General features: G+C 47.5%; 24 protein-coding genes and 2 other annotated features. Of the genes, 1 reads left to right on the top strand and 23 read right to left on the bottom strand.

Going from position 1 to position 24,202, the window contains the following annotated elements; translation table 11 throughout:
- Positions 1-3: 3 nt before the first annotated feature.
- The 15 genes from ABK447_RS06620 to ABK447_RS06550 all read right to left on the bottom strand — a co-directional run bounded on the left by ABK447_RS06620 (position 4) and on the right by ABK447_RS06550 (position 14,096).
- The gene (locus ABK447_RS06620; protein WP_012118103.1) at positions 4-345 is read right to left on the bottom strand and encodes a ribosomal-processing cysteine protease Prp; all 342 of its coding nucleotides are present in this window, start codon (positions 343-345) and stop codon (positions 4-6) included.
- Between the two features lie 2 nt (positions 346-347).
- On the bottom strand, positions 348-656 hold the full coding sequence (gene rplU / locus ABK447_RS06615; RefSeq protein ID WP_003152660.1) for a 50S ribosomal protein L21: 309 nt from the start codon (positions 654-656) through the stop codon (positions 348-350).
- A 13-nt stretch (positions 657-669) separates the two neighbouring features.
- Positions 670-743: a sequence feature (ribosomal protein L21 leader region), on the bottom strand.
- A gap of 58 nt (positions 744-801) precedes the next feature.
- A complete protein-coding gene (locus ABK447_RS06610) occupies positions 802-1,668 on the bottom strand; it encodes a M50 family metallopeptidase (RefSeq protein ID WP_015417924.1) in 867 nt (288 codons plus the stop codon).
- Complete coding sequence (locus ABK447_RS06605; RefSeq protein WP_007408168.1) at positions 1,661-2,464, bottom strand: M23 family metallopeptidase; 804 nt, start codon at positions 2,462-2,464, stop codon at positions 1,661-1,663. Before ABK447_RS06605 ends, ABK447_RS06610 begins: the two co-directional genes overlap by 8 nt.
- 127 nt (positions 2,465-2,591) lie before the next feature.
- Positions 2,592-3,395, bottom strand: coding sequence for a septum site-determining protein MinD (gene minD, locus ABK447_RS06600; protein ID WP_003152655.1), 804 nt, complete (start codon positions 3,393-3,395; stop codon positions 2,592-2,594).
- 2 nt (positions 3,396-3,397) lie between these two features.
- On the bottom strand, positions 3,398-4,078 hold the full coding sequence (gene minC / locus ABK447_RS06595; RefSeq protein ID WP_031378910.1) for a septum site-determining protein MinC: 681 nt from the start codon (positions 4,076-4,078) through the stop codon (positions 3,398-3,400).
- Positions 4,079-4,131: 53 nt separating this feature from the next.
- Positions 4,132-4,650, bottom strand: a complete 519-nt coding sequence (gene mreD / locus ABK447_RS06590; protein WP_007408167.1) for a rod shape-determining protein MreD — start codon at positions 4,648-4,650, stop codon at positions 4,132-4,134.
- On the bottom strand, positions 4,647-5,510 hold the full coding sequence (gene mreC, locus ABK447_RS06585; RefSeq protein ID WP_007408166.1) for a rod shape-determining protein MreC: 864 nt from the start codon (positions 5,508-5,510) through the stop codon (positions 4,647-4,649). The genes mreD and mreC overlap by 4 nt, the downstream gene beginning before the upstream one ends.
- Positions 5,511-5,540: 30 nt before the next feature.
- Positions 5,541-6,554: a cell shape-determining protein MreB gene (gene mreB, locus ABK447_RS06580; protein ID WP_003152647.1), complete on the bottom strand. Its 1,014-nt coding sequence runs from the start codon at positions 6,552-6,554 to the stop codon at positions 5,541-5,543.
- A 91-nt stretch (positions 6,555-6,645) separates the two neighbouring features.
- Positions 6,646-7,341: a DNA repair protein RadC gene (gene radC / locus ABK447_RS06575; RefSeq protein ID WP_007408165.1), complete on the bottom strand. Its 696-nt coding sequence runs from the start codon at positions 7,339-7,341 to the stop codon at positions 6,646-6,648.
- 31 nt (positions 7,342-7,372) lie between these two features.
- Positions 7,373-7,942, bottom strand: a complete 570-nt coding sequence (locus tag ABK447_RS06570; RefSeq protein ID WP_007408164.1) for a nucleoside triphosphate pyrophosphatase — start codon at positions 7,940-7,942, stop codon at positions 7,373-7,375.
- A 140-nt stretch (positions 7,943-8,082) separates the two neighbouring features.
- Positions 8,083-9,084: an SPOR domain-containing protein gene (locus ABK447_RS06565; protein WP_012118106.1), complete on the bottom strand. Its 1,002-nt coding sequence runs from the start codon at positions 9,082-9,084 to the stop codon at positions 8,083-8,085.
- Positions 9,085-9,210: 126 nt separating this feature from the next.
- Positions 9,211-9,963, bottom strand: coding sequence for an A24 family peptidase (locus ABK447_RS06560; RefSeq protein WP_033574185.1), 753 nt, complete (start codon positions 9,961-9,963; stop codon positions 9,211-9,213).
- Positions 9,964-10,102: 139 nt separating this feature from the next.
- Positions 10,103-11,395 (bottom strand): folylpolyglutamate synthase/dihydrofolate synthase family protein, encoded by a 1,293-nt coding sequence (locus ABK447_RS06555; protein WP_033574186.1) that lies wholly within the window; start codon positions 11,393-11,395, stop codon positions 10,103-10,105.
- Between the two features lie 58 nt (positions 11,396-11,453).
- Positions 11,454-14,096 carry a valine--tRNA ligase gene (locus ABK447_RS06550; RefSeq protein WP_020956152.1) on the bottom strand — a complete coding sequence of 881 codons (2,643 nt, stop codon included), beginning with the start codon at positions 14,094-14,096 and terminating at the stop codon, positions 11,454-11,456.
- A 58-nt stretch (positions 14,097-14,154) separates the two neighbouring features.
- Positions 14,155-14,376: a binding site (T-box leader), on the bottom strand.
- 172 nt (positions 14,377-14,548) lie between these two features.
- On the opposite strand from ABK447_RS06550, the gene ABK447_RS06545 reads away from it, so the two are divergent.
- Positions 14,549-14,740 (top strand): hypothetical protein, encoded by a 192-nt coding sequence (locus ABK447_RS06545; RefSeq protein ID WP_003152639.1) that lies wholly within the window; start codon positions 14,549-14,551, stop codon positions 14,738-14,740.
- A 14-nt stretch (positions 14,741-14,754) separates the two neighbouring features.
- On the opposite strand, the gene ysxE is transcribed toward ABK447_RS06545, so the two are convergent.
- The 8 genes from ysxE to hemA all read right to left on the bottom strand — a co-directional run bounded on the left by ysxE (position 14,755) and on the right by hemA (position 24,116).
- Complete coding sequence (gene ysxE, locus ABK447_RS06540; RefSeq protein WP_012118110.1) at positions 14,755-15,777, bottom strand: spore coat protein YsxE; 1,023 nt, start codon at positions 15,775-15,777, stop codon at positions 14,755-14,757.
- Between the two features lie 33 nt (positions 15,778-15,810).
- On the bottom strand, positions 15,811-17,736 hold the full coding sequence (locus ABK447_RS06535; RefSeq protein WP_094031870.1) for a LysM peptidoglycan-binding domain-containing protein: 1,926 nt from the start codon (positions 17,734-17,736) through the stop codon (positions 15,811-15,813).
- A 132-nt stretch (positions 17,737-17,868) separates the two neighbouring features.
- Positions 17,869-19,158: a glutamate-1-semialdehyde 2,1-aminomutase gene (gene hemL, locus ABK447_RS06530; protein WP_021494394.1), complete on the bottom strand. Its 1,290-nt coding sequence runs from the start codon at positions 19,156-19,158 to the stop codon at positions 17,869-17,871.
- Positions 19,159-19,185: 27 nt separating this feature from the next.
- Complete coding sequence (hemB, locus tag ABK447_RS06525; protein ID WP_094031929.1) at positions 19,186-20,160, bottom strand: porphobilinogen synthase; 975 nt, start codon at positions 20,158-20,160, stop codon at positions 19,186-19,188.
- 5 nt (positions 20,161-20,165) lie between these two features.
- Positions 20,166-20,945 carry a uroporphyrinogen-III synthase gene (locus tag ABK447_RS06520; protein ID WP_032870754.1) on the bottom strand — a complete coding sequence of 260 codons (780 nt, stop codon included), beginning with the start codon at positions 20,943-20,945 and terminating at the stop codon, positions 20,166-20,168.
- Positions 20,935-21,876, bottom strand: a complete 942-nt coding sequence (gene hemC / locus ABK447_RS06515; protein ID WP_032870756.1) for a hydroxymethylbilane synthase — start codon at positions 21,874-21,876, stop codon at positions 20,935-20,937. Before hemC ends, ABK447_RS06520 begins: the two co-directional genes overlap by 11 nt.
- A gap of 34 nt (positions 21,877-21,910) precedes the next feature.
- A complete protein-coding gene (locus tag ABK447_RS06510; RefSeq protein ID WP_007408154.1) occupies positions 21,911-22,741 on the bottom strand; it encodes a cytochrome c biogenesis protein in 831 nt (276 codons plus the stop codon).
- Between the two features lie 7 nt (positions 22,742-22,748).
- Positions 22,749-24,116, bottom strand: a complete 1,368-nt coding sequence (hemA, locus tag ABK447_RS06505) for a glutamyl-tRNA reductase (protein WP_085342376.1) — start codon at positions 24,114-24,116, stop codon at positions 22,749-22,751.
- Positions 24,117-24,202: the final 86 nt, after the last annotated feature.

Below are 24,202 nucleotides of genomic sequence, written 5' to 3'. Positions count from 1 at the left end.
CTCCTATATTTGGTTTGCAGTCAACCGTAAGTGTTCACTGTAATCCCGCTCGATCGTTTCAAGAGAAACAATCATGCCTTCAATCAGCAGCTGCGCTTTTTGCAAAGCTTCCTGATCAGCGGCTTCAGGGAATTCAAAGTAGAAATAACCCCCGTCCTCGCCTATATCAAGAATCGGTTCGAGAGGAGCCAGCGCGATAACCGCATTGACCGCTCCGAAAACGACAGCCGTGACCCCGGCGCATACGAGATCTCGTCCATGTTCAGCAAAATCGGCATGTCCCGTCATTTCAAAGGACAATATGCCCCCGTCATTCCGGGATCTTCGAATTGTTGCCTCAATCATGCTTACGCGTTGATTTTTTCGATTGTCAATTTAGTATAAGGCTGACGATGACCTTGTTTTTTATGAACATTTTTCTTTGGCTTGTAACGGAAAACAGTGATTTTTTTCGCACGGCCTTGTTTTTCAACTTTAGCTGTAACTGTCGCGCCTGCAACTGTTGGGTTGCCGACTTTCACGCTGTCTCCGCCAACAAACAATACGTCTTCAAACGTCACTGTTTCACCTGCTTCAGCAGCAAGTTTTTCGATGTAAACAGTTTGACCTTCTTCAACTTTGATTTGTTTTCCGCCTGTTTTAATGATTGCGTACATTCTCTGCACCTCCTATTAGACTAAGACTCGCCAGCAACAGGGGGCTTTAAAGCTCTTATCACCTGTCCCGAGCGGTTGTAGCATTGGTGCTACATCCATAACATTAAAAAATATATCAGAACCAAAAGGATATGTCAATCTATTTCTAGTAAGGCAGCAGCAGGTCTTCCATAGAGGAATCTGTCCGTTTATCGGCAAAATACGCATGAAGCACTTCATTTTCATCGAGCTGGCTGAGCTTTTCGCCGGCTTTTTCAACGATAATGGGGTGCTTGCATCCCCGTTTGAATTCGGCCATGACATGCTTTACTTTGGCATCGGCCGCGACCGTCAAAGGATGCAGCATGGCGACATCGCGGTTTTTGCCGTAGTATCTCTCCAAAAGAAACCTCAGCTGAATATAATGCCGCTTCCGGTATTCGTCCCATAAAGAAGCGGCGAGAAAGACGAACAGCACCCATGCGCTGACCTGAAGGGGGACGGCCAGCACAATCCAGCAGCAGAGCAAAAGCGCGGAAACGGCTGATGTCTGCAGGCTGAGGAGATGCGCTTTTTGAAAAGCCATTTGTTTAGAGAAGTATAAAAACACGAACTTTCCGCCGTCAAGCGGCCAGATCGGCAAAAGATTGATGAAAAGAATGGAGAGATTATAAAAGGTAAACATCTCAAATGTCTGCTCACTTGCCAAGCCTGACATGAAAAAGAGCCAGGCTGCCGCCTGAAGCCACACATGCTGAAGCGGGCCCGCCAGAATGACCGCGAATTCCTCTTTAAGCGGCCGGTTTCCGTGCTCCTCCACCTCAACCGTCCCGCCGAAAGGGAGCAGAAAGATGCGTTTAATGCGCCACGAAAAAAACACAGCCAGAGCAGCATGCCCCAGCTCATGAACGGATACGACCAGCAAAAGACACAGCAGCGCTTTGATGTGCCCCGTCATAAGACCAAGCCCCATGATAATCCAAAGAAAAGGATGGACATGAATTTTAAAAAGGAGGATGAGCCATTTATTCATCAAATGTGATCACCTGGATCGGATCTATGAATTTATCGCCATCCTGGATCGCGAAATAGTACTGGCCTTTACTTTTATCGTTGAGCTTGATCGAACCGATCTTTTTCCCTTTATCGACAAAGTCGTACAATGAAACATTAACATCTTTTAGCCGGCCGTAAATGCTGCTGGTATTGTCGGCGTGCTGCACCTTCACCGTCAGTCCTGTTTTTTTATCTTTGCTCACTTCCATAATGTAGCCTTCTTTTACGCTGTCAATGGCTTCGCTGGCGGTTTCGACGACGACGCCTTCTCCGTTATTTTGAAAGTCCTGCTGGATTTTCCCCGCGGCAGGAACAGCCATATCCTGACTGACCGCCACCTGACCGTCCTTCTTTTTCGTTCCCGGCGTAAGAAAAGCGAGCGGGTTTCCGAAGGAAGATACGAACCAATTGCTTACGGCAGCAAACTGAAATTCTTTTTGAAAGGTTTGTGCGATCGCCGGTTTGATCTGACTCAGCGGCTGTTTGTCAGTTTTATAGGCAATAGCGGAGATCAGTACGAGACAGGCGGCCAGCAGGCATTTTAAAATAATAGAATGAGCGCTGATCAATGGATGCCGTCCGTTAAATTCGGGCGGGTGTTCCGTTTGATATTCGTAGTCCGGTAGAAGCTTGTGCTTTTCCTGCTCCTTGACCGTCTGCCACGCGGGAAAATTCTGCGTTTGGGCGTTTTGAACGAAAGTCCGTTTTGATTCAGGCCGCTGTTTTCTTCTTTTGGCCAGTCTTTTTCTAATTTCATCAGCTCTGTGACTCATCGCCATCATCCTTTGCAATCGTTGGGTTTGTACATCCTATGTCTTGTCCATTGCAAATATGCGCTCTTGAAAAACAAAAAAGACCTGATAAGCTGGGCTTCATCAGATCTTTGTATTCTGGTATATATTATGAACGCACGCCGAAAAATGACTTGATTTTCGCCATCATCCCTTTTTGCTGCTCTTCAAGCACCTGCAAAGGAACGGATTCTCCTAAAATGCGCCGGGCGATATTGCGGTACGCAATGCTGGCGCGGTTTTTGGAATTCATGGCAATCGGTTCGCCGATATTTGAAGCCCTGATCACTTCATCATCGTCAGCAACGATTCCGAGGAGATCAATAGAGAGATGATGAACAACTTCATCCACATCCATCGTGTCACCGTTTTTCACCAGATGATTTCTGATGCGGTTCACGATAAGGCGCGGCGGTTCGATATCTTCCTGCTCCAAAAGTCCGATAATGCGGTCAGCGTCCCGCACCGCTGATATTTCCGGCGTCGTCACAACAATCGCCTTATCAGCTCCGGAGACGGCATTTTTATAGCCTTGTTCAATTCCGGCCGGACAATCAATAATGACATAATCAAATTCCTGCTTAAGCTCCTGCACAAGCGATTTGATCTGCTCAGGGACAACAGCCGTCTTGTCGCTTGTCTGGGCAGCCGGCATTAAATGAAGCAGATCATCAAAACGTTTGTCTTTGACAAGCGCCTGATGCGTCTTGCATCTGCCTTCAATTACATCTACTAAGTCGTAAATAATTCTGTTTTCAAGACCCATTACGACATCAAGGTTGCGCAGTCCGATATCTGTGTCTACCAAACAGACGCGCTTCCCTAAAATGGCTAAGGCGGTACCGAGGTTTGCAGATGTTGTTGTTTTACCTACTCCGCCTTTTCCCGAAGTTATTACGATAGCCTCACCCAATTTCACATTCCTCCCTCAAGCCTTGTTAGATCAGGTCTTAAATGAGCCAATTGCTGAAGGCGTTCAATGACCATATTTCCGTCAGTATCTAAATAAGCACATTCCATGTCGTTCCCTTTTTGAATGTGGTCTGGGGAGCGATTTAACACGTGATTGATCCTCAATTGTGTCGGCATCATTTCTGATGCGGCGATCACAGCCCGGTTATTTCCGTTATAACCCGCGTGGGCAATCCCTTTTAATGAACCGAGAACAAATATATTTCCTCCGGCTCTGATCGTACCGCCGGGATTCACATCTCCGATTAAAAGCAAATCTCCCGTCACGTGAAGCACCTGGCCCGAACGGACGATTTTGGAAACAGAAACAATTTCCTGCTCCTCTTTCATCCGCTGCGCTTCTTCTTTGGCGATGACTTCACTGTCAATTGAATGCACGACTAAATCTTTCTTTGACGCGATCAGATCAGTCAGCTGCTCTGCCTGTTCCTGATACAGATACCGATGCCCGAGTTTAATATGAACACTGATTTTTTGCCCTTTGCCATCAGTATATTGTTCAATCGACAGCATGTTTTGAAGACCATCGAGAAGCTCATCAAAAGAGCACGCATCATCCAGATGCAATGTTAAGCCGTTTTTTGTTCCTTTTATTGTTACATATTGCTGCTTTTTGGCCTTCATCAATGTTCACCTCAACAACATACTCTTTTCGTCAAAAAAAGATAAAATCCTTTTTACTCATCTCTTAATTCTTTCTTCAGACTTATATAAAACAGCCTGAAGGGCAGGACTAATATAACGGCTCCCGCAATATTCAGCAAAGCGGTCGGCAAGAACCTCTGAATGACAAAATCGTTAAACGTCATTGTGCCGCTGCGGATTAACGTCTGAATGCCGTAGACGTAAAATTCAAGCACACATACGCTCAGCACCGCAACCAGAATGACCATCAGGGCGTTTGTCTGCAGCACTTTAAACGCTTTGGCCGCCAGATAGCATAAACCGGCAAAACCAAACATATAAACGCCTAAAACACCCGTATAATTGATGTCATAAAGAAATCCGAAAATCAAACCGTAGATCACCGCATGCTTTTGGTTGATATAAGCGGACATAAAAATCAGCGCAAGCAAAAGAAAATGCGGAACGACCTGCTGCTCGACGGAAACGAAAGGAAAACGCACCAGATCGGTATAGATGCTTTCCGCACAAAAGACCAAAATCATAATCAAAGGGAGAAGGAAACGTTTCACGATCCTTCCTCCCCTGTTGCTACGCTTCGGTTCACGACGATGACATGGTCAAGATCGTACAGGTCGGCAGCCGGTTTCACGTAAGCGATTTTCGTCAGGCCGTAAGCATCTGATTCTACATCGGTCACTTCCCCGACCGTCAGCCCTTGAGGAAATACGCCGCCCGTTCCGGATGTCTCCACGAGGTCGCCTTTTTTCACTTCGCGTTTTTCATCCGGCTCAAGGATGGTCATTTTCAGAGTCTGTTTCTTTTTATCATACCCTTCAATTAAACCGTAGCCTTTGCTTCCCTTTTTGCCGGAGATTTTGGTGGCCACTCTGTTATTGCGGTCAACATCGCTCAGCAGCTGAACGGCGGATGTGAAACTGTTGAGTCCGCTGCTTTTGATCTTCCCGACCAGCGCACCCTTTTCGTTCGTGACAGCCATGTCTTTGGCCACTTTCTGCTTCGTTCCCTTATTGATCATGATCTGCTTGTACCATTGATCAGGGTTTCTGGCGATAACGGTCGCTAAAATCGGATCATAGTCGGAAATTGATTTGACATGTCCGAGTTCATCACGCAGCTTCTTGTTTTCATCTTTGAGTTCTTGGAGCTTCGCTTCATATTGTGTCTGTCCGTCCAGCTTTTGTCTTAAGCGTTCGTTTTCCTTGTACGTGTTTTTCAGGTCTTTTATGTCCCCGAAGAACCCTGCAAAATATTCGGCAGGCGTGTGAAAAATGTTTTGAAATACTCCCGTCGTATCACCGATCAGCTTTTCAGGCCAGGTGGTATTACGGCCGTTCTTCAGCGAGAATCCAATCATAGCCACCAATATGATAATACACAGAAGTAATAGCATTAACCGTTTGTTCGGCATCGTGATACACCTCTTCTATTTAACTCCTGATTATCTTGTTTTTCCTTTGAAAAGATGGATGTGCTCCAGTGCTTTTCCAGTGCCGATCGCAACACAATCCAGCGGATCTTCAGCGATAAGAACAGGCATTTTCGTTTCGTCGCTGATGACTTTGTCGAGATTGCGGAGCAGGGCGCCTCCCCCTGTTAATACAATACCTCTGTCCATAATATCAGCGGCCAGCTCAGGCGGTGTTTTTTCAAGCGTGCTCTTCACCGCGTCAACGATTGAGAGAACTGTATCACGCAGTGCATTTGCAATTTCCGTTCCCGTGATTTCGATCGTTTTCGGCAGACCTGTCAGAAGATCGCGGCCGCGGATTTCCATTGACGCATTTTCTTCACCGGTTTCTGCTGAACCGATCTCCATTTTAATAGCTTCCGCCGTACGGTCACCGATCATCAGATTATATGTTTTTCTGATATAGCTGATGATTGAATCGTCCATTTCGTCACCGGCTACACGGATTGACTGAGACGTGACAATGCCGCCTAAAGAAATGATCGCCACTTCAGTTGTTCCGCCGCCGATATCAACGACCATACTGCCCGTCGGCTCCCATACCGGAAGATTCGCGCCGATTGCTGCTGCAAACGGTTCTTCAATCGGATAAGCGTCACGTGCGCCCGCTTGTCTTGTCGCGTCGATGACCGCCCGTTCTTCAACGGCCGTAATACCTGACGGCACACACACCATAACGTAAGGCTTTCTCGCAAACAATCCTTTATTTTTCACAGCCTGATTAATGTAGTATTTCATCATTGTCGCAGTTGTTTCATAGTCAGCGATAACGCCGTCTTTCATCGGACGGAGCGCTACCACGTTGCCCGGAGTTCTTCCGATCATGTTTTTCGCATCGTTACCGACCGCAACGATGGACTTCGTATCCGTTTGCAGAGCAACGACAGACGGCTCTCTCACTACGATTCCTTTTCCTTTAACAAACACAAGCGTATTCGCGGTTCCCAAATCTATACCAAGGTCTCTTGTACCAATTCCGAACATATGTATGTATCTTCCTTTCTTAAAGCAAAAATACCCTAAAGGGAAAAACTCATAAAATCTATTATATCTTAAATCAACGAAAAAAAAAGTGTTACAAATATCCTTTTTCCTTTAAACTCACAAATTTTTTGTCACCAATGACCAAATGATCCAGCAGCTCGATGCCGATTAAATTTCCGCACTCAAAAAGCCGCCTGGTTACCTCTATATCTTCCCTGCTCGGTGTAGGATCTCCTGAAGGATGATTGTGAACACAAATGAAGGACGCGGCGGATCGTTTGAAAGCTTCTTTAAACACCTCCCGCGGGTGGACAATAGATGAATTCAGACTTCCGATAAAAACGGTGCGTTTATGAATGACTTGATTTTTGGTATTTAAATATAAACAGACAAAATGCTCCTGGGATAAAAAGCGCATATCCTCCATCACATACTTCGCCCCGTCTTCCGGAGAGCGGATGACGCAATGCTCCCCGGCGGATGTCTTATGAATGCGGCTCCCCAGCTCAATTGCGGCAAGAATCTGAACGGCTTTCACCGTGCCGATTCCCGGAATGCTGGAAAGCTCCTGGGCAGAGGCGCCTTTTAACAGTCGCAGCCCGTCAAACGTCCGCAGCAGCCGGTGAGCGAGGTTCATGACGGACTCATGTTTCGTTCCCGTCCGCAGCAGGATGGCGAGCAATTCATTGTTAGAGAGATGTTCGGCTCCGAAGTGCAGAAGCCGCTCTCTCGGTTTTTCTTTTTCGGGGAAATCTCTTAATTTTAACGGCAGATCACGGATGATCAACCCCTCCTTGTTCCCCTTCCCGGTTTGAACATCAAGCTTTTATATTAAATTCTTTCAAGGCTCTCATTGTTTTAGCGACAGGAAGCCCGACGACAGAATAAAAATCACCGTCTATTTTTTTCACTAAAAGCGCGCCTTTTCCTTGGATGCCGTATGCACCTGCTTTATCCATCGGTTCTTTTGTTTCAATGTAGAGCTGTATGTCGTCTTCACTGAGCGGCCAAAACGTCACTTCCGTCGTGTCACAGAACGTTTCTTTCCGGTCATGCGTCTGAATGCTGACCGCCGTAATGACTTGATGGCTTCGGCCGGAAAGCCTCCGCAGCATGTGTGCCGCTTCTTCTCTGTCATGCGGTTTGCCGAGGCATTCGCCGTCTATGCACACCATCGTGTCAGCCCCGATAACGACTGCATCGGGATTTTCGGCCAATACAGCACCGGCTTTTTGCTCGGCCAAACATTGGACGTTTTCTTCCGGCGAAAGGTTTCGATTTAATTTTTCTTCTGTGCGGCTTGCAATAATGCTGTAAGGAATCTGAAGAAGAGTAAGGAGTTCTTTTCTTCGCGGAGATTGTGATGCGAGTATTAAGCGTTTTGTCATGATTGTCATCCTTTCAGGGTTTGCTTAAGAAAAAAAGATACTTGTCTATCCTACCAAATCAAACGGGCAACCACAATTTCAGAAAAATAACTTTTTGATGACAAAATAAAAAATCCCGCCGGATGACGGGAAATGAGATACTATTTTACAACACTTAAAAGCTCTTTTTGGGCTTTCCAGCCGGATTCTGAACCCGACGTTTCCAGTTCTTTCAGCGCTTGAAGCACGGCCTCTTTCTGCTTTTTGTCAGCGGCGTCTGCACCGTCTGCCGCTTTTGCCGCTTCAGCCACTTCCGTTTTTGAAAGATCTTTGCCGGTAATCGCTTTAGCTGAGAGCTCAGATGCTTGTTTAAAAGAGTCTTCCAGCCCTGAATCGACCGCAAAGCTGAGCTCTTTTCCGCCCCAAGCCTCAAAATCATGGTCTATCAGTGTCTGACCCAATTGCTGTGATAGGCTTTTTTCCGCTGCAAGCCCGGCGATCACGTATGTGTATCCATCTTCTTTAGCCAGAGAGACGGCCGAGTATCCTTTTTCAGTCAGCTGGTCAACAAGCGTTTGCGCTCCTTTTTCTGATGAAAATTTTCCGGCCTGCACCGCATATGTTTTATAGTTTCCCTCTGAAGATTCCGCATCTCCTGTGCCGGCTGTTTCAGATTTGTCTTTAGAAACATCTCCCGCTTTCGCCGTCTGCCCTTGTGAACCTTTGTCAGCTGATGCCGGAGCGGAGGCTTCTTTACTTCCCGACATATTTAAGGCGACAAGGCCGAGCCCGGTGCCTAAAACAGCCGCAACGGCAATTGTCGTGACCGCTTTTTTAACTGGAGAAGACGGCTGCTTTTTTTTCGGAAAGTGAGGGCCGTTTTTTTTCTTCTGGTATGGCGGAACGACTTTCGGGTCATCTTCAAATACCTCAGAATTCTTCTCATGATCCCAATTGAAATCTTCTTCTTTCGGATCTTCATGGGATGCAGCGGTCTCCTGCTCCGCCTTTTTTGTTTCCTCCCAATTTGAAAATGTGACGGTTTTCTCCCCGCCTTCTTTCACATCTTCTTGTCCATACATCGTTTCTTCTTGTCCGTTAATGGTTACTTTAAGGGCATTGTTTTTTGCTTTGCTGTGCTTTTTGCTCTTCCTTTTTTTCAACGTCTCTTCCCCCTTGCATTCGTCTTGGCCGTACCTTGAACTGATCATGGTTCACACTTTAGCATAGGCGAAAAAAAAAAGAACAAGACTTTTGTCGTCTTGTCCAAAAAACGTTCGCCAAATTTTTCAAGCCCCTCCTGAAGCGAGCTTGATGTAAAACGAAAACAGCTCTTCACCGTATAAATAACTCAAAGCGCTCCCGGCTGAGATGGCCGGCGCAAACGGAAATGGCTGCTTTTTACCAAGCCTGCCCCGGGCTGCGGCGCACATACCGTATACGGCTCCGATCATAACGGAAAGAAAGAATGCAATGAGCACGAGCTTTACGCCGAGCGTCAGGCCGATCACCCCAAACAGTTTCACATCACCTGCGCCGATGCCTCCTTTACTGACAAACATGATAAAAACAAGCAGAAAAAATCCGCAAACGGCTCCGGCAAACCCTGCATACCATGAATCCAGCGGAGAAAACATACGCCCGGCGATGAAAAGCGGAAGAAAAAACAGCAGAACTTTGTCAGGAATCAGCATATATTGCAGATCCGTCATAGTAACAATCATGAGCAGAGACAGAAATAACAGCGCGACTAACAGTTCTTTTGAGAAACCGAAATGAAAGCCTGCAGCCGTGAATAAACATGCCGTCCAGCATTCCGCCGCCGGATACATAACCGACAGCTTCGCACGGCAGTTTCTGCATCTGCCTCTTTGCAGAATATAGGAAACGACGGGCACAAGCTCCCCCCAGGAGAGCGGCAAGCGGCAAAACGAACAGGCTGAACGCGGCGAAATAACCGAGATTCGCAGCGGGATACGGCACGCTGCTGTATAAAAAAAAGAACCGAAAATCAAGCCTAGAAAAAACAGAATCAAAAGCACTCAGACCACACCTTTACTATCAATCTGGCTCAGATTATAGCAAAGAAAAACACCATGACTGAAATGGCTGAAAATATATTTTCAGCATAAAAACACCCGGCAAAACCGGAAAATGGTCCGTCGGGCATCCGAGGGGCTGTCAGATAAGCCGCTTTCTCATTTCTGAAATAAAATATAAGGAGCCGGTAATGATGATGACATCATCCGCACCATCTTTTTGTTCAATCCACTCTTTCACACTGTCCGGGTTCTCATCGAAACTCTTATCCGCTAGACTGCTTGCGTTATAAAGGGCTTCGGCGCTTGAAGCACGCGGAAAGTCAAATGATACAAAGTGAATGGAGTCTGCTTCGGCTTCAAGCTTTTTAATCATTTCCTGATACGGTTTGTCTTTTAATGCGCTGAATACGACATGGACGTTTTTACCGGCAAAGCGCTGCCGGATCGTTTCTGTCAGCGTTTCAACGCCCTCTTCGTTATGGGCGCCGTCCGCAAACACTAAAGGGAGGCTTTGAAGACGTTCAAACCGGCCCGGCCACGATGCTTTTTTCAGGCCGTTTCGTATCGCTTCTTCAGAAATGGATGCGGCTTCCAGACGATTCAGCCATTCAGCGGCCAATATCGCCAATGCCGCATTCTGCCTTTGGTGAATGCCGATCAGCGACGTTTGAATGTTTTCATAACATTTCGTTTCCGTTTCCAGCGAAAAACTTTCACCGGACGGAAGCGCCGCTTCATTAAACAGTCTGCACGTTTTATATAGTGACTGATACGGAGCCTGCTTTTTTTCGGCTTCCGCTTCAATAACGCCGAGTGCTTCCGGCTGATTGACGCCCGTAATGACCGGAATGGAATTTTTAATGATACCGGCTTTCTGCCCGGCGATCTCCTCGATGGTATTGCCTAAAATCGCCATATGGTCATGTCCGATACTTGTAATGACCGACAGGAGCGGATTCACAATATTGGTTGAATCAAATGTGCCGCCGAGCCCCGCTTCAAAAATGACAAAATCGATATCAGCCCGCTTCGCAAAATATAAAAATGCACACGCTGTAATGATTTCAAATTCTGTCACCGTTCCGGCATCGGTCTTATCAAGCTCATCGACTATCAGTTTTATGTCATTAACGAGCGTTCTCCATTCCTCATCAGAAATCGGCGTGCCGTTGACGCTGATACGCTCATTAAACGTAATGATGTAAGGCGATGTGAACGTGCCGACTTTATAACCGGCTTCTTGAAGCACGGAACGGATAAAAGCGACGGTTGATCCTTTGCCGTTTGTGCCCGCCACATGAATGGCGCGAATGTTCTTTTCCGGGTGTTCCAGTTTTTCCATCAGCTTTTCCATACGGAGAAGGCCCGGCTTAACGCCGAACTTGAGTCTGCCATGAATCCAGCTGATCGCTTCTTTGTACGTATTAAACAATGAAATCCCCTCTTTTATACGACAAGGCGGTTTCTTAGGAAACCGCCCCGCTGTTTTATCAGCCTTTCAGCTCTGCAATCCGCTGCCGGACAGCTTCGCGTTTTGCCGTGTAGTCTTTCTCTTTTCCGCGTTCTTCTTCAATGACATGCTCAGGAGCTTTTTTAATGAATCCTTCGTTGCCGAGTTTTTTCTGAACGCGTTCGACTTCTTTTGTCAGCTTGTCGAATTCTTTTTGCAGACGGGCGATCTCCTCATCAATGTTAATCAGCCCTTCAAGCGGCAGAATGACTTCCGCTCCGGTGACGACCGCTGTCATCGCTTTGTCTGCCGCAGTGATATCCGTCCCGATTTTCAGCGTGCTCGGATTCGTAAAGCGTTCAACGTAAGAACGGTTCTTCTCAAGGCGGCCGGCAATGTCTTCGGTAGCTGTTTTAATATAAAGCTCAACCTGCTTGCTCATCGGCGTGTTGACTTCGCTCCGGATATTGCGGACAGAACGGATTAATTCAACGAGCAGTTTCATATCCGCCGCTGCCTCTTTATCCGTATGCTCCGGCACCGGAACCGGCCAAGAGCTGATCGTGATTGACTCGCCTTCATGAGGAAGGTGCTGCCAGATTTCTTCCGTTAAGAATGGCATAAACGGGTGAAGAAGACGCATCGTCTGGTCAAGCACGTATGCCAGAACAGAACGGGTTGTTTTCTTCGCCGCTTCATCTTCCCCGTACAGCGGAAGCTTCGCCATTTCGATATACCAGTCGCACACATCGTCCCAGATAAAGTTGTACAGGTGGCGTCCGACTTCACCGAATTCATAACGATCCGCAAGCTGGGTTACGTCTTCTATCGTTTCATTCAATCTTGTGAGGATCCACTTATCAGCAACTGATTTTTCACCGGACAGATCAAGCTCGTCATACGTCATGCCGTCCATGTTCATTAATGCAAAACGGGAGGCGTTCCAAATTTTATTTGCGAAATTCCATGTGGATTCCACTTTTTCATAGCTGAAACGGAGATCCTGTCCCGGTGAACTTCCGGTTGCCAGGAAATAGCGCAGGGAATCCGCTCCGTACTTGTCGATGACATCCATCGGGTCCACGCCGTTCCCAAGGGATTTACTCATTTTTCTGCCCTGCTCGTCACGGATTAAGCCGTGAATCAGCACGTCTTTGAACGGACGCTCGCCGGTAAACTCAAGACCTTGGAAAATCATCCGGGATACCCAGAAGAAAATGATGTCATATCCCGTTACAAGAACATCGGTTGAGTAATACCGCTTAAAGTCTTCAGCGTTTTCATCAGGCCAGCCCATTGTAGAAAACGGCCAAAGCGCGGAGCTGAACCATGTATCAAGCACGTCTGAATCCTGTTCCCAATTTTCACTGTCCTCAGGCGCCTCAAGGCCGACGTACACTTCTTTTGTTTCTTTATGATACCAAGCCGGGATGCGGTGGCCCCACCACAGCTGACGGGAAATACACCAATCACGGATATTTTCCATCCAGTGCAGGTACGTTTTCTCGAAACGGTCTGGAACGAAGTGAACTTTCTCTTCTTTTGACTGAAGGTCAACCGCAGCATCGGCCAGCGGCTGCATTTTGACAAACCATTGTGTGGACAGGTACGGCTCAACAACGGCGCCGCTTCTCTCACTATGTCCGACAGAATGCATATGGTCTTCGATTTTAAAGAGAACACCGGATTCCTGAAGATCTTTGACGAGTTTTTTGCGGCATTCAAACCGGTCCATGCCGTTATATTGCAGCGCTTTTTCATTCATTGTTCCGTCTTCATTCATGACGAGAATCCGCTCTAAATTGTGGCGGTTTCCGAGTTCAAAATCATTCGGGTCATGGGCAGGCGTGATTTTAACGGCTCCTGATCCGAATTCCATATCAACATAATCATCGCCGACAATCGGAATTTCACGGTTTGTAATCGGCAGAATCACCGTTTTGCCGATTAAGTGCTTGTAGCGCTCATCTTCAGGATGAACCGCGACAGCCGTGTCGCCAAGCATCGTTTCCGGACGGGTGGTCGCGATTTCAATTGAGCCTGAACCGTCTGCTAACGGATAGCGCAAATGATAAAACGCGCCCTGTACGTCTTTGTAAATTACTTCAATATCGGATAAAGCCGTTTTTGTGGCAGGGTCCCAGTTGATGATATATTCGCCTCTGTAAATCAAGCCTTTTTTGTACAGCTTGACGAATACTTCCCGCACGGCTTTGTTCAGCCCTTCATCAAGAGTAAAACGTTCGCGTGAATAATCGAGTCCGAGTCCCATCTTAGCCCATTGGCTGCGGATGAAATCAGCATACTCTTCCTTCCACTTCCACGTTTCTTCTAAAAACTTTTCACGGCCGAGGTCATAACGGCTTGTGCCCTGTTCGCGGAGCTTCGCTTCGACTTTTGCCTGAGTGGCGATGCCGGCGTGGTCCATGCCCGGAAGCCAGAGCACGTCATAGCCCTGCATGCGTTTCATACGCGTAACGATATCTTGCAGCGTCGTATCCCACGCATGTCCGAGGTGCAGCCTGCCCGTCACGTTCGGCGGCGGAATAACGACAGAATATGGCTGTTTCGTTTGATCGCCGCCCGCTTCAAAATATTTTCCTTTCAGCCAAAAATCATAGCGGCCTTTTTCAATCGCAGACGGATCATATTTTGTCGGCATTGTTTGTTCATTTGTATCCATGATAACCCTCCAGCATGTTTAGAAATGGCTGAGCAACTAAAAAAGAGCCTTCATCCTGATAAAGGACGAAAAGCTCTTTCGCGGTACCACCTTTTTTCATGAACAGATTTGTTCATGCACTTAAACGGATAACGGGTGCGGCCCGAATTTCTCTACTGTATGTTCAAGAAATTATGCTCCCGGGCGACCTTCCAATGAGACGGCATAAGAAGCCTTTCAGCACAGTAGCTTCTCTCTCTTCATGCGTCTTTCTTGTACTCTTCCCGTTCAAAGCAGGTGTATTTATATCAGCTCATGATCTTATTTATTATGTTCTTTATTATAGTAAAAGTGTTTTTGATTCGTCAATCATCTTTTCCAAAAACCGCTGCCGTCATACATAAATGGGCATGCACCCCGCCCTTTCCCTTACATACGATACATAGAAAGGCGAATGTGAGGAGGAATTGCCCGTGAGAAAAAAATTCAATTCTTATTCGCTCCCCCAGTGGGCCAGACAGGTCCGCCTTGTATCCGTGCAAGTCATTATCCCGATTACGATCTTTCAGGGGATCAGGACGATTTTCTTTCCGACGACTTTTGATGTCCTGCTGCTTGCCATCCTGCTGTTTTTAGCGTGCGCCCTGCATTTGGAATGGATATAAAAAAACGAGTCCCGTTATGAAGAGGACTCGTTTTCCGCTTTTATTTTTTTCTCCCGCTCAATCTGATGAACCTTCATGAGAAAAGGCTCAACATTTTTCATCTGCCAAAACGCTCTTAATAATTGCGTGCACTCTTCTTTTTCAGAGCCCCTTTGGCCGGTCTGATACCGTTTCAGCACTTTGTACATGGCGGACGGATAAGCCATATAGCTGAGAAACAGGCTGATTTCCGCTTCACGGAGCGGGAATGATTTGTGATACGTATAAAACCAGTCCAGACATTCCGGGCATGCTTTCGGATAGCTTCTGAACATTCTGGAGTAAAAGCCGAGCAGGTCGTTTTGCGGAGGGCCCAGCGCAGCTTTCTCGAAATTCGTGAAAAAGCCCGATCCCGCATCATTATACAGAAAGTGGCGGCTCGATAAGCTGCCGTGGTTGATCACCGCTCTCGTCTTGTCATGATCCTTTGCCGCGTCAAACCACTCTTCCAGGCGTTCCAGAGCGAAATTGACGGCGGAAACCGTTTCTGTAAGATACGTAACAGCCTGCAGTTCAAAAGGTGAAAGATACCACTCTTTTTCCGCCCGGTCGGCGAATTGTTCATAGACAAGCTTATCATTTTCCCAATCTCTTTTCGTTGCTTCATAAAAGCCGCTGATATCTTCAGTCCGGATTTGGATGTCCCGCACAGTCGCAGAATGGAGCTTCGCGACCTCTTTAAAAAGGTAAACATGTTTTTGATCCCGTTCCTCTTCCTGATCGTACTGAAGCCAAGGCATTAAATAATAAGAATTCTCCGTCTGTCTTCCGGCAAAAAAATCACCGGCATACGTGCGGCAGATCGGCACAAATGATCGGTAGCCTTTCTCCTCAATCTCAATCATAAGATCCGTAAATTCACTGCTGCGGGCCGGCTTGAGCTGTTTCAAAGCAAAAATGCCGTAGTTTGAGTAGACCTTCCAAACATGCGGGCTGACAGGCTCAATATACTCAGCCGCCAGCCCGTATTCCTGAAGCACTGATTGGACTGCTTCCATTCCATTCACCACATTTTTACGGCCTCTTTGTGCTTACGCATGGCTGTTATTATATTCAGGTATATACAGAAGCTGACCTTCTTCAAGCTCGTCATCAAACGATAAAGCATTCGTTCTGATGAGCTGCTGGGTTGTTATGTCATATCGTTCACACACCCGGTCGATAGTATCTTGCTGCTGTACGATACAAATTTTCATTCTTGAAAACTTTTCTTCTTCCCTTGTAAATAATTTTGTCAAGTAATGAGAGTTGTCATTTTCCTTCTGCTCGGTTCCCGGTGCCGCTTCTTCATTCTTTCTTTCAGACTTAAGCGGCTCAGGCGGTTCAGCTTGCGCCGGCTCCTCCGGCGGCAGTTTGGAAAACTGAAAAGACAAATCGAGAGGCTTCCCGGTTTCCTCCTCCGGCAGCGCCATCTTCCTTACCTCAATTTCAAACCCTTCTTCATCATGAGCCTCTTCTTCAAGCAGCTTAGGAGCGCTGTAAAACTCCTCTTCCTGCCGTTCCGGAACGAACTCGCGATAAACAGGCGCCTGCTCTTCTTGAAAAACCGCAGGCTCATCTTCGTCTTCTGCCGCCTCATGATCGCTCTGACGGAGAAGCGGCTCGGCCTCTGGCTGCTCTTCTTTTTGAAGGAAGGGCTGTTCCGCAATTTTTGGTTTTTCTGCATGCGGAGTCAGAGTGAACGCAGGGAAAACCGGCTCGTTATCATCTTTTGGCTCTTCCTGCACTTCTGCTGAATCATCCTCAAATACAGGTTCATTCCTCACAGCCGACATGATTGCAGGCTCCTCAGCTTCTTCCGGCTCTTCTTCGTGTTGGAAGGAAACGGGAGGAGGAGGCTCAGTAAAGGAAACAGGTTTCGGCACTTCTTCCTGCTCCCTCAGAATCGGGGCGGTCTCCTGCTCTTCTTCTTCCTGCTCCCTCAGAATCGGGGCGGTCTCCTGCTCTTCCTCTTCCCGCTCCCTCAAAATCGGGGCAGCTTCCTGCTCTTCCTCTTCCCGCTCCCTCAAAATCGGGGCAGCTTCCTGCTCCTCTTCTTCTTCCCGCTCCCTCAGAATCGGGGCAGTCTCCTGCTCTTCTTCTTCCTGCTCCCTCAAAATCGGGGCAGTTTCTTTCTCTTCTTCCTGCTCCCTCAAAATCGGGGCAGCTTCCTGCTCTTCTTCTTCCCGCTCCCTCAGAATCGGGGCTGCTTCCTGCTGCTCTTCTTCCCGCTCTCTCAGAATCGGGGCAGTTTCCTGCTCTTCTTCTTCCCGTTCCCTCAGAATTGGGGCAGTTTCCTGCTCTTCTTCCCGCTCCCTCAAAATCGGGGCTGCTTCCTGCTCTTCTTCCTCCAGCCTGAGTAAAGGCGGGATTTCTTCCTCGTTCTTCTTGGTTTCTTGTGCTGCTTCTTCTGATACAGTCAAAGGTATTTCAGGCTCATGGCGTATCATTAATTCTGGTTCGTTTTCGTCCTCCGAATGATGTCCGGCAAGATTGATCATTTCTTCTCTGGCAAATTCAGGCGCCACGTACAAAGGGATCTCCGGCTCTTTTGGCTCGGATTCCTCAAGCAGCCCTTCAATTGCCAAATCAGCCTGAATGGTTAAGATCCTTGAATCCGTCAGCTGATAATCAAAGGCATCGATAAATACGAAAACATCATTGAGGTGGCTCACTTTATTTTTCGGAATCGTAATGTCCACTGGAAAACAATGAATGAGCTCGGCCGTGCCATCCTCCCTCGCCCTCACTTCCTCTACATGCCTCAGCTCCCTATCAAGCTCTTCAAAATGACTGCTGTGATCTATGTTGTACTCGCCAGTAAGTTCTAATGATCCTTTAATTGAGACATAATCATTTACTTCCTGCACCCTGATGTCAGGGTCTAATGAAATCGAAAGTAATTCAGAAACTTCCTGTCCTTTTTGGAAACAGATTGATTCTTCAACAGAAAATTGCAATCGGTGATTATGCGGCAAGTTCATATCCTCCTTTCATCTAATCCATACAATTAGATGTCACTAAAGGTGTATGCCGCAATCCGGGAAAATATGATAATGGAGGCATTGAAAAAAGCCGATACAAGTCTTGCTTGCATCGGCTTTTCGGTATCAGCGGCTGATCGCCTGGAACACTTTCTCAGCGGCTTGAATGGTTTTTTCAATATCCTCCATTGTATGCGCAGTGGAGAGAAACAATCCTTCAAATTGAGACGGCGGCAGAAATACGCCTGCATCAGCCATCCCTTTATAATATTTGGCGAACAGCTTTAAATCAGAAGATTTGGCTGCTTCATAGTTAATGACAGGCTCATTTGTGAAAAAGAAGCCGATCATTGAACCCGCCCGGTTAAACGTGTGCGGAATGCCATGTGCTGCAGCTGCTTTTGAAATGCCTTCTTCAAGCATATCGCCTTTTTTCACAAATTCTTGGTAAGATTCAGGTGTGAGCTGCTGTAACGTCTCAAGTCCCGCTGTCATGGCAAGCGGATTTCCTGACAATGTTCCAGCCTGATAGATCGGACCGCTCGGCGCGATTCGTTCCATAATGTCAGCTTTTCCGCCATACGCACCGACAGGAAGACCGCCGCCGATGACTTTGCCGAGACACGTTAAGTCAGGCGTCACGCCGAAATACCCTTGCGCACAGTTATAATCCACGCGAAAACCGGTCATGACCTCATCAAAAATGAGCAGCGCGCCATACTGTTCCGTCATGTCGCGAAGTCCTTGTAAAAAGCCTTCCTGCGGCGGAACAACGCCCATATTGCCTGCTACCGGTTCAACAATGACCCCGGCAATATCTTCACCGTACTCCCGGAATGCGAGTGCAACGCTTTCCAAGTCGTTGTATGGAACGGTAATCGTATTCATTGCTATTCCTTCCGGCACGCCCGGGCTGTCCGGAAGGCCGAGTGTCGCCACTCCGGATCCCGCTTTGATCAGCAGTGAATCACCATGGCCATGGTAACAGCCTTCGAATTTCAAAATTTTGTTTCGGCCGGTATATCCTCTTGCCAGACGCAGGGCGCTCATTGTCGCCTCTGTGCCGGAGCTGACCATCCGCACGATTTCAACAGACGGCACACGGTCAATGACCAATTTGGCCAGTTCGTTTTCCACTTCAGTAGATGCCCCAAAACTTGTCCCGTTCTCGGCTACTTTTTTCAGGCTTTCAACGACCCGGTCGTTCGTGTGGCCCAAAATGAGCGGCCCCCAGCTCAGGACGTAGTCGATATATTCATTGCCGTCAATATCAAAAATTTTCGATCCTTTTCCGCGCTGCATAAAGATCGGGTCCATATCGACTGATTTAAACGCGCGCACTGGGCTGTTCACTCCGCCCGGCATCAGTTTCTGCGCTTCTTTAAAAGCGGCTTTTGATTTTTCATAGCTTCTCATCTGCTCAGCTCCCGTCAAATGAAATCGTTACTCAGCAAGCCATTTTGCTGCGTCTTTTGCATGATACGTCATAATCAGATCGGCTCCTGCACGTTTCATGCTCGTTAAAATTTCCAGCACCATTTCTTTTTCTTTAATCCAGCCGTTTTGGGCTGCCGCTTTCACCATGGAATACTCCCCGCTCACATTATATGCGACCAGCGGCAGGTGATGGCGGTTTTTCACATCACGCATAATATCTAAGTATGACATAGACGGTTTGACGATTAAAAAGTCAGCGCCTTCTACCGCGTCTGATTCAGCCTCACGGAGCGCTTCCAAGCGGTTGGCCGGATCCATCTGATATGTTTTTCGGTCTCCGAACTGCGGCGTGCTGTCAGCCGCGTCGCGGAACGGACCGTAAAATTCACTTGAATATTTCACGGCATAAGACATGATCGGAATATTCGTGAATCCTTCTTTGTCGAGCGCTTCCCTGATCACTGTGACAAAACCGTCCATCATATTTGAAGGAGCGATGATGTCAGCGCCGGCTTTGGCCTGGCTGACGGCTGTCTGAGCCAGCAGTTCAAGCGACTCGTCATTGAGGATTTCTCCGTCTTTTACGACCCCGCAATGGCCGTGATCCGTGTATTCACAGAGACACGTATCAGCGATTACGATCATTTCAGGATAATGCTTTTTAATTTCAGCAATCCCTTTCTGCACAATGCCGTGATCGTGAAAAGCCTGGGTTCCGCAGGCGTCTTTTTCTTCCGGCACGCCGAAAACGATGACCGACTTAATGCCGAGCGATATCAGCTCAGCCATTTCATCCTTTAACAAATCGAGTGATACATGATAAACCCCCGGCATGGAAGGAACTTCTTTTTTTCCTTCGAGCCCTTCAACGACAAATAACGGGTAAATAAAATCTGAGGGGTGAAGACGTGTTTCTTTTACTAAATCTCTCATCGCAGCGTTCGCACGCAAACGGCGGTGTCTGTTAAATGTTTGATTCATCATTATCAATCCTTTCCCGACATGCTGCACATGACGTCCAGCATGCCTTCAATCGTATAAGTGTCAGGCACATGGGATGAGATCCCGTATTCCAAGAGCGCTTTCTCTGTCAAAGGGCCGATGCTGATATAGCTCGCACCGCTGTTTTCCCACGCTTTTTCTCCGTCTCCGACCGCGTGCATAAACGTATGCACCGCCGATGAGCTGGTAAACGTAATAAAATCAAAATGAGAGCGGGATGCAGCCCGTCTCAGCTCGTCCATGCCTTTTTCATCCTGAATGGTATTGTATAACACCCATTCCCTTATTTGATAGCCAAGCGGCTCAAGCTCCGCTTTTATGACATCGCGTGATAAATTGCCCTTTATCACTGAAATGGGTTCGGCAGCTGATGCGTGCCGTTTTAAAGTATCAGCCAGACATTCCGCCACATACTCGTCAGGCATCGCATCTGTCCGGGCTCCCCGCTCTTTCAGGGCGCGCGCAGTCTTTTCACCGACGGCTGCGATTTTTTTCCGTCCCGAAAGCGCAAGATCGTGACGATCAAGATAGGAAAAAAAGAACCGGACACCGTTTACGCTTGTAAACACAAGCCATCCCGGCTCAGAAAGGTCTTCCCGCAGACTGTCCGCACATTCATCCGGGAGCGCTTCCTGAAAAGCGATCAGCGAAGCGGAAACAGCCGTTCCGCCGAGCGCCTCCACTTTTTTTCGGAACGGAGCGGCCTGTCTTTTGTTCCGAGTGACAAGCACGGTCTTTCCTTGTAAAGGAAGGTCATTTGCCATCCTGATCGAGCTCCTGTTTCACGCTGTCGATTAATGCTTTGGCTCCTTTGTCAGACATCATCGCCGCACAGCGTTTTCCGATTTCTTCCGGATCATGTCCCGCCGCTGTTTCTTTATAAATCGTCTTTCCGTCCGGAGACGCGACAAGACCGACCAATTCAACCTCATCCCGGTCATTGACGGACGCATACCCGGCTATCGGCACTTGGCAGCCGCCTTCCATCGCGTGTAAGAAAGCCCGTTCGGCTGCCACCGTGCGCTGCGTATACTCATCGGTAAATTGCGCAAACAGCTTCAAAAGCTCCTCATCTGACTCTCTGCATTCAATGGCAAGAGCGCCTTGGCCGACCGCAGGCAGACAGCGGGCCGGTTCGAGAAATTCAGATACGACATCATCTTTCCAGCCCATTCTTGAAAGTCCCGCAGCCGCTAAAATAATAGCATCGTAATCTTCCGTTTCAAGCTTTTGAAGTCTCGTATCGATATTGCCTCTGATCCACTTAATTGTAAGATCAGGGCGTTCAGCAAGAATCTGGGCGCTTCTTCTTAAACTGCTGGTGCCGATGATGCCCCCTTCTTTTATGTCGTCCAGCTTTTGATGCCCCTTTGAAATCAGCGCATCACGCGGATCCTCACGTTTCGGTATGCAGCCTATGACAAGACCCTCAGGCAAAACGGCGGGCATGTCTTTCATGCTGTGAACCGCCATATCAATCTCCTGATGCAGCAGCGCCTGTTCAATCTCTTTGACAAACAAACCTTTGCCGCCCACTTTTGACAGTGTAACATCGAGGATGCGGTCGCCTTTTGTGACAATCTCCCGGATTTCAAAGTTATAGGAAGGGTTCAATTCCTTCAGTTTGTTAATCACCCATTTTGTCTGGGTCATAGCCAGTTTGCTCCGTCTGGAACCTACCTTAATCGTTCTCATTTTCTTTCCTCCCGAATCTGTTTGGGCGCGTGCGTTAACTGAACCAATGGAACTGCGACAGGCTTCCGAGCAGGAAGTAATTAATCATCAGCACGAGAAAACATGCTGAATTCCATAACGCCGCCACTTTTCCCTGCAGTTCCTTAATCATTCTGATATATAAATAGTAGCTGTATAAAAGCAGCACAATAAACGAGCCGAGCACTTTTGAATCAAACCAGTACAGCGTTTCCAGCGACACATACGCCCAGATCACGCCTAATATCAGGCTCAACAGCAGCATCGGAACCCCGATGACATTTAAAACGTAAGCCATATAATCAAGTTTTGACAAATCTTCAATTCTCAACAGCCATTTTCCCCACTTTTTCTTCTTTAATAAAGAGTATTGAAACTGATAAAGAAGCGAAAAGACAAAAGAAAGGGAAAAAGCGCCGTAAGACAGAATCGCCATTGTAATATGAATGACCAAAAGCTCCGAGACCAGCTGGCCGGAAAAAGCGGCCGAATGCTGATCCGTCGGTGAAAACGTATGGATCGCAATCATCGAGAAACCGATGACATTCGTGAAAAACACGATAAAATCAACGCGCAGAATCTGCGTGACCACAAGTGAGAGCGTGACAAGCACCCACGCATAAAAGTAAAGGGCCTCCGTAATATTCAAGACCGGAAATCTGCCCGTCTGCCACATGAAATAAGAAAGATAGACGGTTTGCAGAGTCCAGACAATAGAAAGCAACCAGAAGGCCATTTTCCCAGCCTTCCGGTTGTGTTGAAGAAAATCTATAAAGTAAAAAAGGACGCTTACTGCATAAATAACAATTGTCGCTTCATTAAGTCTTGCCATTGCTGTATCAATCATACAGCCCTCACTCACTTACAAGCGGACGTAAGCCCGTTTTTGCTTCTGCCTTTTGAAACGAATGAACCGTCTGGCGATTATCCAGGCTTTTGTCCAGCTGGCGGCCGGCCTCTTCCTCAATATCGAATATCTGCATAAACAGCTTCAGCTTTTCATCTGAATCCGCTTCAGCCGCAAGCTCTTTCGCTTTCAGAATCGGGTCGCGCAGCATTTGGTTAATGATGCTTTTCGTATGTTTGCTGAGAAGTTTTTTCTCTCTTACCGTCAGATGAGGCAGCTTGCGCTCAATGCTCTGCATCGTATCGGACTGGATGGACAGCGCCTTTTCACGCAGCGCCGAAATGACCGGCACAACGCCGAGCGTATTAAGCCACTGCTTAAACTCAACAATTGCCGCTTCAATAAACAGCTCGACTTTTTCAGCGGTTTCACGGCGTTCTTGTAAGTTGGCTTCAACGATTCCTTCAAGGTCATCAATATCATACAGAAAAACACCTTCAAGATCGTTCAGCGCCGGATCGAGATCTCTCGGCACAGCGATATCCACCATAAATAACGGGCGGCCTTTCCGCTGTCTGCCCGCTCTCTCCATCATTTCTTTAGACACGACGAAATCACTTGCGCCTGTCGAACTGATTAAAATATCAGCTTCAGCAAGTGCATGTTCAAGCTGGTTTAAGCTGCGCGCTTCTCCGGAGAAACGATTAGCAAGCGCTTTTGCCTTCAAAAACGTTCTGTTGATGACCGTTACTTTGCCGATACCCTGACCGTGCAGGTTTTCTGCGGCGAGCTCACCCATTTTTCCCGCACCGAGAATCAAAATGTGCTTATTTGACAATGAGCCGAAGATTTTTTTCGCGAGTTCAACGGCGGCGTAACTGACGGAAACGGCATTGGCGCCGATATCGGTTTCGGCATGCGTGCGTTTGCCGACGGTCACCGCCTGTTTAAACAGCTCATTGAAAATGGTGCCGATCGTCTTTTCTGCCTGCGCCGTTTTAAAGCTTGAGCGGACCTGGCCGAGTATTTGCGTTTCTCCGATGACCATGGAATCCAAGCCGCACGCCACACGGAATAAATGCTCGATCGCCGCGTCGCTCTCATAAAATTTCAGAAACGGAGACAGCTCTTCTTTCGGCAGCGAGAACCATTCAGATAAAAATGTCTTTATATAATAACGGCCGGTATGAAGCTGGTCGACCACCGCATATATTTCGGTGCGGTTGCAGGTTGACACGATAATGTTTTCAAGAACGCTTTTTTCTCCTTTTAAACGGAGCATCGCTTCTGCAAGCTCATCCGGCTGAAAACTTATTTTTTCGCGTATTTCAATAGGGGCGGATTTATAATCTACTCCCACAACAAGAATATGCATCGCTTTCATGCACCCCCGTACATCGCAATTTATTTATAATCATTCTAACATAGAATTTATTATTTATAATAATTATAACATAGTTT

This window comes from Bacillus sp. hwrm1 (assembly GCF_040207805.1).
In the GTDB taxonomy this organism is placed as follows: Bacteria; Bacillota; Bacilli; order Bacillales; family Bacillaceae; genus Bacillus; species Bacillus velezensis.
This window is presented reverse-complemented; position numbering and strand designations above follow the sequence as displayed.

Bases quoted from the DNA above. Each gene is read 5' to 3' on its own strand.
- mreC (WP_007408166.1), bottom strand. From the start codon at position 5,510: ATGCCGAACAAACGGTTAATGCTATTACTTCTGTGTATTATCATATTG.
- ysxE (WP_012118110.1), bottom strand. From the start codon at position 15,777: ATGGAAGCAGTCCAATCAGTGCTTCAGGAATACGGGCTGGCGGCTGAG.
- ABK447_RS06620 (WP_012118103.1), bottom strand. From the start codon at position 345: ATGATTGAGGCAACAATTCGAAGATCCCGGAATGACGGGGGCATATTG.
- ABK447_RS06610 (WP_015417924.1), bottom strand. From the start codon at position 1,668: ATGAATAAATGGCTCATCCTCCTTTTTAAAATTCATGTCCATCCTTTT.
- ABK447_RS06550 (WP_020956152.1), bottom strand. From the start codon at position 14,096: ATGGATACAAATGAACAAACAATGCCGACAAAATATGATCCGTCTGCG.
- hemB (WP_094031929.1), bottom strand. From the start codon at position 20,160: ATGAATCAAACATTTAACAGACACCGCCGTTTGCGTGCGAACGCTGCG.
- hemA (WP_085342376.1), bottom strand. From the start codon at position 24,116: ATGCATATTCTTGTTGTGGGAGTAGATTATAAATCCGCCCCTATTGAA.
- ABK447_RS06605 (WP_007408168.1), bottom strand. From the start codon at position 2,464: ATGAGTCACAGAGCTGATGAAATTAGAAAAAGACTGGCCAAAAGAAGA.
- hemC (WP_032870756.1), bottom strand. From the start codon at position 21,876: ATGAGAACGATTAAGGTAGGTTCCAGACGGAGCAAACTGGCTATGACC.
- ABK447_RS06510 (WP_007408154.1), bottom strand. From the start codon at position 22,741: ATGATTGATACAGCAATGGCAAGACTTAATGAAGCGACAATTGTTATT.
- rplU (WP_003152660.1), bottom strand. From the start codon at position 656: ATGTACGCAATCATTAAAACAGGCGGAAAACAAATCAAAGTTGAAGAA.
- hemL (WP_021494394.1), bottom strand. From the start codon at position 19,158: ATGAGAAGCTATGAAAAATCAAAAGCCGCTTTTAAAGAAGCGCAGAAA.
- mreB (WP_003152647.1), bottom strand. From the start codon at position 6,554: ATGTTCGGAATTGGTACAAGAGACCTTGGTATAGATTTGGGAACCGCG.
- ABK447_RS06520 (WP_032870754.1), bottom strand. From the start codon at position 20,945: ATGGCAAATGACCTTCCTTTACAAGGAAAGACCGTGCTTGTCACTCGG.
- ABK447_RS06570 (WP_007408164.1), bottom strand. From the start codon at position 7,942: ATGACAAAACGCTTAATACTCGCATCACAATCTCCGCGAAGAAAAGAA.
- minC (WP_031378910.1), bottom strand. From the start codon at position 4,078: ATGAAGGCCAAAAAGCAGCAATATGTAACAATAAAAGGAACAAAAAAC.